10 protein-coding genes are annotated in these 13,025 nt (G+C 63.9%); 5 read left to right on the forward strand and 5 right to left on the reverse strand.

The genetic code is table 11. The features are described 5' to 3' along the window. Positions 1 to 68 precede the first annotated feature (68 nt). Entirely contained in the window at positions 69 to 512 is a 444-nt protein-coding gene (locus tag AB4Z44_RS06695; RefSeq protein ID WP_404713280.1) for a GNAT family N-acetyltransferase, read from the reverse strand. A 192-nt stretch (positions 513 to 704) separates the two neighbouring features. On the opposite strand from AB4Z44_RS06695, the gene AB4Z44_RS06700 reads away from it, so the two are divergent. Next, positions 705 to 1,988: an MFS transporter gene (locus tag AB4Z44_RS06700; RefSeq protein ID WP_404713281.1), complete on the forward strand. Its 1,284-nt coding sequence runs from the start codon at positions 705 to 707 to the stop codon at positions 1,986 to 1,988. A 106-nt stretch (positions 1,989 to 2,094) separates the two neighbouring features. On the opposite strand, the gene AB4Z44_RS06705 is transcribed toward AB4Z44_RS06700, so the two are convergent. Next, positions 2,095 to 2,505 carry a hypothetical protein gene (locus AB4Z44_RS06705; protein WP_404713282.1) on the reverse strand — a complete coding sequence of 137 codons (411 nt, stop codon included), beginning with the start codon at positions 2,503 to 2,505 and terminating at the stop codon, positions 2,095 to 2,097. Between the two features lie 132 nt (positions 2,506 to 2,637). Between AB4Z44_RS06705 and AB4Z44_RS06710 the strand changes: the two genes are divergently transcribed. Together AB4Z44_RS06710 and AB4Z44_RS06715 are read left to right on the forward strand one after the other, a co-directional pair. Next, a complete protein-coding gene (locus AB4Z44_RS06710) occupies positions 2,638 to 6,291 on the forward strand; it encodes a TonB-dependent siderophore receptor (protein WP_404713283.1) in 3,654 nt (1,217 codons plus the stop codon). Position 6,292: 1 nt separating this feature from the next. Further along, positions 6,293 to 7,744, forward strand: a complete 1,452-nt coding sequence (locus AB4Z44_RS06715) for a PepSY domain-containing protein (RefSeq protein ID WP_404713284.1) — start codon at positions 6,293 to 6,295, stop codon at positions 7,742 to 7,744. Between the two features lie 9 nt (positions 7,745 to 7,753). Here AB4Z44_RS06715 and AB4Z44_RS06720 read toward each other — a convergent pair whose 3' ends face one another. The 3 genes from AB4Z44_RS06720 to AB4Z44_RS06730 form a co-directional block, all read right to left on the reverse strand. Further along, a complete protein-coding gene (locus AB4Z44_RS06720) occupies positions 7,754 to 7,984 on the reverse strand; it encodes a hypothetical protein (protein WP_404713285.1) in 231 nt (76 codons plus the stop codon). A gap of 21 nt (positions 7,985 to 8,005) precedes the next feature. After that, positions 8,006 to 8,158 (reverse strand): hypothetical protein, encoded by a 153-nt coding sequence (locus AB4Z44_RS06725; protein WP_404713286.1) that lies wholly within the window; start codon positions 8,156 to 8,158, stop codon positions 8,006 to 8,008. Between the two features lie 83 nt (positions 8,159 to 8,241). Then, positions 8,242 to 9,138, reverse strand: a complete 897-nt coding sequence (locus tag AB4Z44_RS06730) for a LysR family transcriptional regulator (RefSeq protein WP_404713287.1) — start codon at positions 9,136 to 9,138, stop codon at positions 8,242 to 8,244. Positions 9,139 to 9,304: 166 nt separating this feature from the next. Between AB4Z44_RS06730 and AB4Z44_RS06735 the strand changes: the two genes are divergently transcribed. Both AB4Z44_RS06735 and AB4Z44_RS06740 read left to right on the forward strand, forming a co-directional pair. After that, entirely contained in the window at positions 9,305 to 11,641 is a 2,337-nt protein-coding gene (locus AB4Z44_RS06735; RefSeq protein WP_404713288.1) for a TonB-dependent receptor, read from the forward strand. Positions 11,642 to 11,643: 2 nt separating this feature from the next. After that, entirely contained in the window at positions 11,644 to 13,008 is a 1,365-nt protein-coding gene (locus AB4Z44_RS06740) for an MFS transporter (protein WP_404713289.1), read from the forward strand. Positions 13,009 to 13,025: the final 17 nt, after the last annotated feature.

Genomic DNA, 13,025 nt, shown 5'->3' on the forward strand with positions numbered 1-13,025 from the left:
GACTGCCTATAGCCTGATGGCGGCGGGTGGAAGCGTTCCGCGCGCGTCGATGCACGAAATCGACAAGATTATCGCGATAGGCGTTCGTGCAGGATCACGTCATGATCGTGATAGATGCGCCGGTCATAGGGCCTGAAACCAAGCTTTTCCGCCACGCGCAGAGAAGGCATATTCTGCGGCGCGATGATGCAGACCTGGCGCGTGCAGCCGATGCTGCGCTCATGCCATTCAATGGCCGCGCGAATCGCCTCGGTCGCGAAGCCCTTGCCCGTCGCCCAGCGATCGAGAATCCAGCCTGCTTCGGGCACGCCGTCGAAATCCTTGCCCAATCCGCGACCGAAATCGGAGAGGCCCACCTCGCCCACGAAACGCCCTGTCGCTTTTTCTTCCACGACGAAGAGGCCCCAGCCGAGCAAAGCCCAATGCCCCGCGTAGCGCATCAGGCGCGCCCAATTGTCCTCCCGGCTTTGCGTATTGGGGAAGAAGCGCATCACATACGCGTCTCCTGTCATGGCCGTGCGCGCATCGAGATCGGAAAGGCGATGGGGGCGCAATCGCAATCGCGCCGTTTCGATCGCCGGGCCGAGAGGCCATGCGTTTGCATTCATGTTCATATGATCGACAGTCACTCTTGGAGTTCGGATATCGGATCGGCTATGGCGCGCAGCCGTGACCAAAGCCAGCGACGCGATTCCGCGCCCATCATGACTCCATCCATAAGCCTTTTGACGCGGCGGCAATTCCTGCCGCTGTTCGCCACGCAATTCTTGGGCGCCTTCAACGACAATCTGTTCAAGCAGGCGATGGTCCTGTTCGCGACCTATTCGATCTATTCGAATGCGCGCTACGAGGCGAGCTTCAACGCTATCGCCACCGGGCTGTTCATCCTGCCCTTCTTCCTCCTTTCCGCGCTCTCGGGCCAGCTCGCGGATCGGCTCGACAAGGCGCTGATCGTCCGGGTCATCAAATCCGCCGAGATCGGCATCATGATGTTGGGCGCGACCGGCCTCGTCACCTCGTCGGTGCCGCTGATGCTGGGTGCGGTGCTGGCGATGGGGATCCATTCGACCTTCTTCGGCCCGATCAAATATGCGATCCTGCCGCAGCATCTCACCAAGGAAGAGGTGCTTGGCGGCACCGGGTTGGTCGAGGCCGGCACATATATCGCGATTCTGGCCGGCACCATTCTCGCGGGCGTCATCGATGCCCGGCTGACCGCGGCGATCGTACTGGTCGTGGCGGGCTTCGGCTGGCTCACCGCGCGGAGCGTTCCCGATGCACCACCGCCAGGCGAACGCCCGCCGCTCGATTTCCATGTGGTGCGCGCCTCGATCCGTTTGGTAGCGGGCACGATGCACATCCGGCGTCTCTTCCTCGCCATCTGCGCGATCAGCTTCTTCTGGATGATCGGATCGGTATTGATCATCGAATTCCCGCCGCTGGTGAAGAACGTCTTCACCGCCGACAAACGGGTCGCGAGCCTGTTTCTCGCGATCTTCTCGGTCGGCGTCGCGATCGGGTCGATCCTGGTCAATCGCCTGCTATGTGGCCGCGTCTCGGCACGCTACGCGCCGCCTTCGGTGATCGCGATGGCCGGGTTCATATGGCTGATGGCGTTCGCGGCGAAGGGCTGGGAAGCCGCACCGGCCTACGATCTCTACACGGTCCGCGAATTCCTGGCGCAGCATGATTCGTGGATGGTGGTGACCGCCTTGCTCGGCGTTTCGATCACCGGCGGCATGTTCGTAGTGCCGCTCTACGCATTCCTCACCACGACGGTCGAGCGCGACCATACCGCACGCACGGTGGCGGCTAACAACATCGTCAATTCGGGTGCGATGGTGGTCGGCGCGATCGGCGCGACCGCGCTGGCGGCGATAGGCGTTTCGGTGGTCCACGCTTTGTCGAGCGTGGCATTGCTCTGCTTTGGAGCGGCCGCGCTCTCGTGGAAGCTCCACCGCGCTTGCGACGGTCCTGTCTGCGCCTGAGGCGCCAAGCAACGAAGTCGTCCCAGCAAGGGCTGGGATCTCGCGAGATACAAGGGAACCTCGTCTCTGGCGAGACCCCAGTCTTCGCTAGGGTGACCAGCAAGGGTTAGTCTGCCGACGTTTTCGGTCCGCTTTCGCCAGCCCTGCCCGTGACCGCTTCGAGCGCATCGGTCGAAGCTTCGACGATCTTCTTGCGCCCGTAGATCGCGGCGACACCGGCCGCGACGCCGGCCAGCGCAGCGACGCCGATCACTACCTTCTTACGCGACGATCCGGCCTCGGCAACCTCGGTCACCGCGGCCTTGGCTGCCCTGGCGGCGCGCGCCGGGGTCGATGCGGTGGTCTTGCTTCGTGGCGATGCGCGCTTGGCAGCCGGTTTGGCTGCGGGCGCGGCCTTGGCGCGCGGCTTGCCTACTTTGGCCGGCGCCGCGGGTGCAGCCGCAGCAACGGCACGCGGCTTACGCGCGCGCTTCGGCGCGGTCTTTGGGGTTTCGCTGTCGGTTTCAGTATCGGCCATCGATTATCTCCTGGGGACTTGGCGCATTCAACCGCCGCCACCGCTAACGGTTCCGAAACGATCCGCCTCGTCATTCGGGTGTTTTCGGAGAATCCCGCTTCGTTCTGCGTTACAACCTGTTACACATGCCCCATGGCGCAGGTTGTAGAGGATCAGGGCGAGCGATTGACGGCGCTTGCTGCACGTCTGCGCGCCAGCGGTAGTCTTGGCCGTTCCGATCTGATGAATCGCCTGTTCGATTTCCTGCTGATGCAGAGCCTCGCCGGGCGATCACCCAAGGAGTTCGAGGTCGCCCAAGAGGTATTCGGCAAGGATGTCGAATTCGATATGGCGCAGGATGCCTCGGTCCGCGTCTATATTCACCGCCTGCGCAAGAAGCTCGACGAGATCTATGCGGCCAGCCCCGACGAGCGGCTGGTCATTCCGCGCGGCGAATACCGCCTCGCGGTCGAAACGCCGGCGGGCGAGAGCGATCCGAGCCCGGTGGATGCTCCGGTCGAGCCAATCGAGCCCCTCGCCTCCGCCCGCTACCGGCTGCCCGCTTGGATAATCGGCGCGATCGGCGTGGCGTTCATGGCTGGCCTTCTGGTCGGCGCTTCGGCCTGGCTGATCACCAGTCGATCGGGGCCGGCGAGCGCGCTCGCCAAGACGGCCCTGTGGAGCCCGCTCGTCGCCAGCAACCACCAGACGATGGTCGTGGTCGGCGATTATTACATCTTCGGCGAGGCGCCCGACGGACTTCAGGTGACGAGGCTGGTGCGCGAATTCTCGATCAATTCGCGCGATGATCTCGATCAGTATGTCATGGATTATCCGGCGGCCATGGGCCGCTACGTTGACATGGACCTCCATTATCTGCCGATCAGCGCGGGCCCGGCGCTAAGCGACGTGCTGCCGCTGACCAATTCTTTCACCACGTCCGCCGGGCTGGGCAGGCCGCGGGTTATCAGCATGTCGCGACTGACGCCCGAATTCCTGAAGCGTGGCAACGTCATCTTCGTCGGCTTCCTGAGCAGCCTCGGTCTGCTGCGCGATCCGGTATTCAAGGCCTCGGGCTTCGCCGTCGGGTCGAGTTATGACGAGCTGATCGATCGAGGCACCGGCAAGCATTATGTATCCGACGTGGATACTGTCGGCAGCCACGCCCCCCGGCGCGACTATGCCTATATCGCGAGCTTCCCGGGGCCTTCGGGCAACCGCATCATCGTCATCGCCGGCACGCGCGATCCGGCAGTGATGCAGGCGGCCGAAGTCGCCGCCGACAAGGCACAGCTCGATCAGATCGATAAGAAAACCGGCAACGCCACCGCGTTCGAGGCCCTGTACGAGGTGTGGACGCTCGGCACGCTCAATACCGGCAGCAACCTGCTCGTCGCGCGTCCGCTCAAAGTCGATCGGCTATGGCAACCGGGCGGGGAGGCCGAGACCTTCCCGATCAATTGCCCACCCCGGCGCCCAGCCCGCCGCTGCCGGCGACGCCCAAGTAATTTCTGCAAAGTAACCCCATTTGTTACCCGTGCCCAACCGTACGTAACGCGAAACCGCCCGAAGGCCTCTCTACCGCCCGTCCTCGGCTTGGGCGGAAGCGACACGAAGCGCACCGCCCCTGAACGCGAACAGGGGACCAGAATGACCAAATCGACGATTGCCACCTTGGTGGCGTGTTCGGGGCTTGCCGGCAGCATGGCGGCGCCCGCCTTCGCCCAGAGTGCCGCCACCGATGAGCATCAGGTCGAGATCCTCGTCGTCGGCCAGACGCACAACGCGCTGACCCAGCCGACCGAGACTGGCAGCCGGCTCGGTCTCACGCTGCTCGAAACCCCTGCCAGCGTTGCCTCACTGGATGGCGACGAGATTCGCGCGCGCGGCGACCTGACAGTGGTCGATGCCGTCACCCGCGCGCCCGGCATCACCAGCTCGGCCAACCCCGGTAATGGCGGCACCGCTCTGACCGCGCGCGGATTCTCGGGCCAGGGATCGGTATTGCAGCTGGTCGATGGCGTGCGTCTGTTTCCGGTCGCTGGCACGATCACCTTCCCGACCGATCCATGGACGGTCGGCCGGATCGAGGTGCTGAGCGGTCCCGCCTCTGTGCTCTACGGCCAGGGCGCGCTCGGCGGTGCAGTCAATATCGTCACCAAGCAGCCGAGCCTGACCCGCACCACGATCGATGCCGAGGCGAGCTACGGATCGCAGGCGACCAAACATATCGCCGCCGGCGCCGGCGGCCCGATCGGCGAGATGTTCGGCTATCGGATCGATGCGAGCTGGCGCGATTCTGACGGCTATGTCGATCGCGGCCATTCGCGCAGCTATGCGCTGTCCGCGGCACTGCGCTTCCAGCCCTCGAGCAACTTCTCGATCACAGCGCGCGATGACTACGGCAATAACAAGCCGATGCGCTATTTCGGCACGCCGCTGATCGATCACCGGCTCGTCGATGCCAACCAGCGCCGCAACTACAATGTAGCCGATGCCAGCCTATATTATCGCGACAACGGCACGACGCTGACCGCCGAATGGCAGCCGAACGAGATGATTACGATCTCCAACACCGCATACCGCCTCACCAGCAAGCGGCTGTTCAAGGATCTGGAAAGCTACTTCTATAACGATACGACCAAATTGATCGACCGCTTCGACAATCTCGGCATCGTCCACGACCAGACCCAATACGGCGATCAAGGCAACGTCCATCTTGCCACCCCGCTCGGCGGAGAGATGCGCAACGATCTGGTCGTCGGGTTCGACGTCAATTCGATAAAACTCACCTATTCCAATGACTTTGGATCGGATTCGCAGGAGGATTCGGTCGATCCGGTTAATTTCGCCCCCGGCCTGTTCTACGACACGCAGGGAATCGCGCCGCGCTACCGTACGCGCACCAACGAATATGCCATCTATGCCGAGGATCGCTTCCGCCTGACCGACCAGCTCTCCGTGGTCGGCGGCGTCCGTTACGAGCATGACAAGATCACTCGGCGCAACATCGTCTACAATGCGCAAGGGCAGGAGACCGGGACCACCAATGCCTTCCCGATCGATGCCGCGCGGCTCCACAACACGACCTACCGGATCGGCGCGGTCTACCAGCCGACGAAAGCCATCTCGCTCTACGGTCAATATTCGACCGGCGTCGATCCACTCGGCACGCTTACGACTTTCTCGCCGACCCAGACCCAGTTCAAGAACACGACCGGCGATCAGGTTGAGGTCGGTGCGAAGGCGAGCTTCCTCGATGGGCATGGCACCGCGACGTTTGCCGCCTACCGGATCGTCAAGAAGAACCTGCTGATCCGCAACCCGGCCAATCTCAAGGACACGACCCCGCTTCAGGTGGGTCAGCGTTCGTCGAAGGGCATCGAGGCGTCGCTCTCGCTCGATCTCGCTTATGGCGTTGGCATCGATGCCAACGGTACGGTGCTGCAGGCGAAGTACGATAATTTCAACGCTGGCGGCGTCTCCTACACCGGCAACCGGCCGGCCAATATCCCCGAAACCTCGGCCAACCTTGCGCTCCGCTGGGATGCGATGCGCAAGCTGCAGGCGCGGGCCGAACTGCGCTATGTCGGCAAGACCTATTCGGACGATGCCAACACCTTCCGCATTCCGGCCTATGCGGTGGTCGATGCCGGCGTCAGTTATGCGCTGACCCCGCGGGTCGCGATCGACCTGCGCGTCTACAACCTTTTCGACAAGGATTACGCGGTCACCAGCTACAATGACGAGCAGTGGATCCTCGGCCGGCCCCGTTCGGTCGATGTCGCAGTCCGCGCGCGTTTCTGAGATGACCGCCGCCACCATCAGACCGACCGCGAAGCGCCCGCGGCGTCATTGGAAGTGGTGGCTGTTCATCGTCCATCGCTGGATCGGGATCGTCACCTGCCTGCTGTTTGCGATCTGGTTCGTCTCGGGACTGGTGATGATCTACGTGCCGTTCCCCTCGCTGACGCGCAATGAAGCCCTTGCCCACCTGCCCCCGATCGACTGGGGGCAGGTTCGCACCCCCCCGCCGATGGAGGGCACCGAGCGCGCCTCACTCGAGATGGCGGGCGATCACCCGGTCTGGCGGGTCAGCAGGTGGGACGGCAAGGAGCAAACGCTATCCGCCACCAATAGTACAGCGCTGGGCCCGGCCGACGCCGCCGAGGCCCAGCACACCGCCGAACGCTTCGCCCGCGCTCCCGTCACCGCGATCGAGACGGTCGAGCGCGATCAATGGACCGTCGCCGGCGGCTTCAACCGCCACCGGCCGCTATGGAAGGCCACTATCGCTGGCCCGGGCGGCCGCATCCTCTACGTCTCGTCCCATACCGGCGCGGTGGTGCTCGACACGAGCGCGCGCGAGCGCCTCTGGAACTGGCTCGGATCGGTGCCCCACTGGATATATCTCACCGTGCTACGCCAGGACAATGCCGCGTGGCGGCAGGTGGTGATGTGGGTTTCGGGCCTGTGCATCATTGGTGCTGTAACAGGCATGTGGATCGGGATCCTGCGCACCCGGCTCGGCCGCCGTCGCTTCAGCCAGGGGCGGACTACGCCCTATCATGGCTGGATGGAGTGGCATCATTGGACCGGCTTGATCGGCGGGCTGTTCCTGCTCGCCTGGATATTTTCGGGCTGGCTCTCGGTCGATCCGTTCCGCTTGTTTGCGAGCCACGGCATCGGCGATGCCGAGCGGATCGCTTATAGCGGAACCGCTCCCTTCCCGCCGTTAGCCCTGCCCAGCCTCGCCGCTGGCGAGCCTGAAGCAAGACGCGTCACCCTCTATCGTGCCGCCGGTCGGCCGCTGGCGCTGGTCGAGCGGCAGGACGGCAGCTCCAGCGTGCTCGATGCTGCCACCCTAAGCCCCGCCAACCTCGACGGAACCGCCCTCGTTACCGCCGCTCGGCGCCTCATGCCCGGCGCCCCAATCGTCGCGGTCGATCGTCTGACCGGACCCGACACTTACTGGTACGAGGTTGGCGCGCTACCCGTCCTGCCCGTCCTGCGCGTCCGCTATGGTGATCCTGCCGCTACCTGGGCGCACATCGATCCCGCGAACGGCCGTCTGCTCGGCGATCTCGACCGCCGCCGTCGCCTCTACCGCTGGGCGTTCGACCTGCTCCACAAATGGGATCTCAACGGTCTGACCCTGCATCGCCCGGCGTGGGACGCGCTGCTCTGGCTTGCCTCGCTCGTCGGCCTCGCCACCTCCGTGACGGGCATCTGGATCGGCTTCCGGCGCCTACGGCATTGAAACCGAAGCTCAACTCTTCGGCTTAACCTTCGAGTAAGGCACGAAATCGTTCAGTACGACGAAGCCGTGCTCAAACCCGGCCGTGCGATCGAGCAACCGCACGGTGTCCGATCGGCAGAGCTGATCGGTGAAGGTCCGCGTGACGAGGATATCGTCTCCGCCGAGCGTCCCCGCCCCCGATGGCCGGTTCACGTAGAGTGTGCGGCCAACCTTGTAGACGATCGCCGTCCCGCGGATCACTTGGCTCGACTGAAGCTCGCGCTAGGGCAGGCACGAGACCGGTTTGCCGGCGACGCGGTCGCCAATCTGCTTGGCCAGCTCCGCCTCCCCGGCCGCATTGGAGCGGTCGGCGGCGAGCGACGGAGCGGCAATCCCGATAAGGGCCGCCGCGACAAGGAACGAACCAATACGCATGACATCGACCTTTACAAAGATTTGCGTATGTTTGGACGATCCGGCCTGAACGCAAGCTGATGGGCTGGCCCGCCACCGCCCGCTCAGGCGCTTTGCGCGGGCAGCACCGCCTCCAGCCGTTGGCGGACGAGCGACAGCAGCGCCGTCACGCTCGGCTGCTCCGCCTTGCTCTTCGGCACCAGCGCTTTCATCCACAGGCCCAGCGGCGGATAATCCTCCAGCAGAGAGACGAAGCGCCCCGTCTCGATATCCTTCTTGACCATGAAGTTCGGCAGGATCGCGATACCCAGATCGTGCCGCACCGCCTCGCGTACCGAAATGCTCGAATTGACGGTGAAGCGCGGCCGCACCTCGACTGCGATCTCGCCGGCGTCGCTGTTGAAGCGCCAAGTCGTCCCCGATTTGGGCGAGAGGATGCAATCGTGGCCGGCCAGTTCGCGCGGATGATCGAGCGGGCCGTTCTGGGCGAGATAGGCCGGCGTCGCACACAGGACGCGTGGATAAGGCGCGAGCGGAACGTCCAGTACATCCGAATAGGAGACGGTGCGCGTGCCGATTGCGATGTCGAGCCCGTCCTCGAGTGGATTGGTCAATTGCTCGGTCCACAGCACGTTGAGTTCGAGATGCGGATGGGCCGCCATGAAATCGCAGAAGATCGGCGTGAACAGCCGCGCCGAAGCCGGGCCGGCGGCGCCGACCTGGAGACGCCCGCGCATCCCACCCGCACCGAACCGCGCGCCGCTGAGGTCGTCGAAATCGGCGGCCAGCCGCAGGCAGCGGGGCAGCAGGCGTGCGCCGTCCTCTGTGAGCGTCAATTTGCGGGTCGAGCGGTGAAACAGGGTTACGCCGAACTGATGCTCGAGCTGACCGACCCGTTTCATGATCACCGACGGCGCCGTCCGCACCTCCCGCGCCGCCGCCGCGAAGCTGCCGAGACTGGCGGCGCGGGTGAAGGCGCGCAAATTCTGAATCGAGTCCATTCATCGCGTTCCGGCAAAGGTCCTGCCGCATCTCCTGGTCTTCTCAAGAGCGGCCGGCAAGGCGAATGACATGATCGAGCCGCCGATCGCGCGTGTTTCGCAAACGATGCCGACTGATCAGAGGGCGCCTGCCGCCCCGCTTCCGGCCGACTTGAGGGGATGACAGATGGCCGCAGATTTTGTTCACCGCCGCACCGGAACGTACTTCGCGCAGGCGCTCCTGCTGGGTGCATCGACCCTGGCCGCCGCGCCGGTCCTGGCGCAAGCCGTACCGGCGCCAACCGCCGCGGTGCCGCCGCCCGCGACCGACAATGGCGAGATCGTCGTCACAGCGCAGAAAAGATCGCAGAACCTTCAGCAGGTCAGCGCCGCAGTGACCGCCGTGAGCAACGATCGCCTCACCTCGGCGCACGTCGCCAACCTCGAAGGACTGCAGGTCGTGGTGCCGAACGTGAGCTTCGGCAATGATTTCAACGTCGCCAAGATCTTCATTCGCGGAATCGGCATGAACGTGTCGACCAACGGCACCGATCCGGCTGTCGCCGTCTATGTCGACGGCGCCGTCATCTCGCGGCCCGAGGCCCAGTTCGCTTCGCTCTTCGATCTGGAGCGGGTCGAGGTCCTGCGCGGCCCGCAGGGAACCCTGTTCGGGCGCAATGCGGTCGGCGGTGCGATCAATCTTATCACCGCCAAGCCGACGCACGATCTCAGCGGCTATGCGCGCTTCACCGTGGGCAATTACAATGCTTATTCGGGCGAGGGCGCGTTGAGCGGGCCGATCGCAGACGGCATCTATGTCCGCGGCGCGGTGCGGGTCGATACGCGCGGCGGCTATGGCAAGAACGAATTCACCGGCAACGATATCGACGATCTCAATCGCAAGATGGCCCGGGTCGAGCTGCAGTTCGACAAAGGCGGTCCGTTCAGCGCGCTGATCAGCGGTGAATATTTCAACGAGAACGATCATGCCAACGCCGTCAAATATGGCAGCGCGACCTTCCCAGGCATCCCGAGCTTGGCACCGGTCGGGCTCGGCGGTTTCGCGACCAAGCCGCGCGACCTGTCGAGCGAGATCGATCCGCTCAACCGGCTGAAGACATGGTCGGTCACCGGCACGCTCGATTACAAGGCCGCCGACTGGCTGACGCTGCGCAGCATCAGCAATTACCGCAAGGTCAACCAGCAGCTTATCCAGGATCTTGACGCGTCGTCGGTGGTGAACAGCCTTGCCACCAACGGCCAGGCGCCGACGATCCAGAACCGCAACCCGTTCAGCCGCCAGTGGAGCGAGGAACTTCAGGGCGTGATCAAGACGCGCCGGCTGGAGGGCGTGCTCGGCGCTTTCTATTTCCACGAGAATCTCGGCAGCCTGCCCAACACGCAGGGTGTCGCGCCGAACGGCGTGGGCGAGCCGCTCGACATTCCGGCGCTCACCGCCGCCGGCATCCCGATCACCACGCCGATCCCGCCCCGTTTCGCCTTCTTTAACGATCTGGAGACGTCGCGCGCCTGGGCCCTGTTTGCCGACCTGACCTATCACCTGACCGATACTTTGTGGCTCAAGGCGGGCGGCCGCTACAGTCATGAGCGGCGCACGCTCGACAATCATGGCTATGTCATCGCCAATAACGGCAAGGGCCCGGTCGTCCGCACCGATTTCGACGATGCCAATACGTTCGGCAATTTCTCGCCCAAGGCGGGCATCGAATATCATCCGAACAATGATCTGATGCTCTATTATACGTTCTCGCGCGGCTTCAAGAGCGGCACCGGCGAGATATCGCTATCGAAGAACCCGATCACCGATCCCGAAACGATCAGCGCGCACGAAGTGGGGCTGAAGTCACAATTGTTCGATCGCCGGCTGACCTTCAACGTGGCGGCTTTCTACAACCGCCTGCACGGTCTCCAGCTCGAACGCACGGTGTTCAACCAGCTGCTGAGCTTCACCACAGTATTCGAAAATGCCACCGAGACCGAAGCCTATGGCGTCGAGCTGGACACGAGCTGGCGGATCGCCGACGGACTGCGGCTGGATTTCGCCGGCACCTATCTCCACTCGGTCTTCAAGAACTACTTCGCCAGCAACCCGAACGATCCGCGCAACATCACCGGATCGCCGGTATTCGCGCCCTTCCTGTCCGATCTCGACGGCAATGCGACCCGCTATTCGCCCAAATGGACGTTCGACATCCATCCGCAATATGACTGGCGGATCGCCAATGGCGGCATGGTCACCTTTGCCGGCGACGTGAGCTACAAGAGCAAGCAATATCACACCGAGTTCAACGACGACGCGATGTCGCAGCCGGCCTATGTCTTCGCCAATGCCAATATCCGCTACACGGCGCCAGGTGGGCATGTGACCGTGGAAGCGTTCGTCCAGAACATGTTCAACAAGCTGGAGCGTGCCGGATCCTTCTCGCTGTCGAGCTCGCGTGAGATCGGCGTGACCTATCTGCCGCCACGTACCTTCGGCGGCACGGTCGGCTACCGGTTCTGATCGTGGCGAGCGCTCCCCGCACCTTCGACGTTGCTGCATTTCTCGACGGGCGGGGGCTGTCCGCGTTCAATTATCGCGTCATCATGCTCTCCTGGTTCATCACCCTGTTCGACGGGCTGGACCTGATGATGATTTCGTTCACCGCGCCCTATCTCAAGGACAGTCTGGCACTGACCAAGCCAATGCTCGGCAATCTGTTCGCCGCGGGCACGGCCGGACAGATATTGGGCGGCTTCCTGTTCTGCTACATCGCCGATCGCATCGGGCGTCGCCCGACGGTGATCGGCACCTCCTTCCTGTTCGGCGTGCTGACGATCGCGACCGCTTTTGCGCATAATTACCCGCAATTGATGGTGTTGCGCTTCGTCGACGGGCTCGCGATCGGGGGCATGTTGCCGATCGCCTGGGCGCTCAACATCGAATTCGTGCCGCGCCGGATGCGGGCAACGATCGTGACCGTGATCATGCTCGGCTACAGCATCGGTAGTTCGGGCGCGGGTCCGGTGACCAACTGGATCGCGCCGCACCATGGCTGGCAGGGCGTCTATATTGCGGGCGGCATCGGCACCCTCATTTGCGCGATCCTGCTGCTGATCGGCCTGCCCGAATCCATCCGCTTCCTCACCAGCAAGGGCCGGGCGGCGCAGGTCGCTACGAGCTTGCGCAAGCTCGAGCCGGATATCGTGCTTACGGGTGACGAACATTTCATCCTCGGCGACGAGGCCAAGGTCGATCGCGGCTTCCATGTGCGGGAGCTTTTCCGGGGCGATCTCGGCATCATCACCCCTCTGCTCTGGGTCGGCTATATGGCGAGCGCGCTCGCTATCTTCGGCAACAGTTCCTGGGGACCTTCTTTGCTCGAGGAACTCGCCGTCCCGCGCCATACCGCCGCGCTCATTTCGTCGACCGGCGGACTGCTGGGCGCGATCGCCGGGCTGGTGCTGATGCGCCTGACCGAACGGCGCGGACCGCGCTGGATCGCTTTCTATCCCGCACTCGCGGTGCCGGTGCTGCTCATCCTCGGGCTCGGGCTCGCACCGGTTGGGGGCTTCCTGCCTTTCGTCGTCGTCGGTAACGCGCTGCTGGGTGGCGGCCATGCCGCGATCATCTCGATCGCAGGCGTTTATTATCCGAGCGCGATCCGCGCCAATGGCGGTGGCTGGGCCACCTCGATCGCCAAGTTCGGCGGCGTGATCGGTCCGATCATCGGCGGGTGGATGCTGGCGAGCGGCATGCCGGTGCTGCGCGCTTATGCTTTCCTCGCCATCTGCCCCGCCATCCTTTGTCTGGCGGTGCTCGGCATCGCCGCCACGCTTCATCGCCGCCGCGTCTTCCAGCCCGACGCGACGGTCGCCCCTGCACTTTGATCCGGAGTTTCGCGTCG

Origin of the sequence: Sphingomonas sp. MMS24-J13 (genome assembly GCF_044905095.1) — a bacterium.
Lineage (GTDB): Bacteria > Pseudomonadota > Alphaproteobacteria > Sphingomonadales > Sphingomonadaceae > Sphingomonas_I.

Excerpts from the sequence above, each read along its gene's own strand:
- AB4Z44_RS06730 (WP_404713287.1), bottom strand. The coding sequence starts at position 9,138 with ATGGACTCGATTCAGAATTTGCGCGCCTTCACCCGCGCCGCCAGTCTC.
- AB4Z44_RS06715 (WP_404713284.1), top strand. The coding sequence starts at position 6,293 with ATGACCGCCGCCACCATCAGACCGACCGCGAAGCGCCCGCGGCGTCAT.
- AB4Z44_RS06735 (WP_404713288.1), top strand. The coding sequence starts at position 9,305 with ATGGCCGCAGATTTTGTTCACCGCCGCACCGGAACGTACTTCGCGCAG.
- AB4Z44_RS06695 (WP_404713280.1), bottom strand. The coding sequence starts at position 512 with ATGACAGGAGACGCGTATGTGATGCGCTTCTTCCCCAATACGCAAAGC.
- AB4Z44_RS06700 (WP_404713281.1), top strand. The coding sequence starts at position 705 with ATGACTCCATCCATAAGCCTTTTGACGCGGCGGCAATTCCTGCCGCTG.
- AB4Z44_RS06710 (WP_404713283.1), top strand. The coding sequence starts at position 2,638 with ATGGCGCAGGTTGTAGAGGATCAGGGCGAGCGATTGACGGCGCTTGCT.
- AB4Z44_RS06705 (WP_404713282.1), bottom strand. The coding sequence starts at position 2,505 with ATGGCCGATACTGAAACCGACAGCGAAACCCCAAAGACCGCGCCGAAG.
- AB4Z44_RS06725 (WP_404713286.1), bottom strand. The coding sequence starts at position 8,158 with ATGCGTATTGGTTCGTTCCTTGTCGCGGCGGCCCTTATCGGGATTGCC.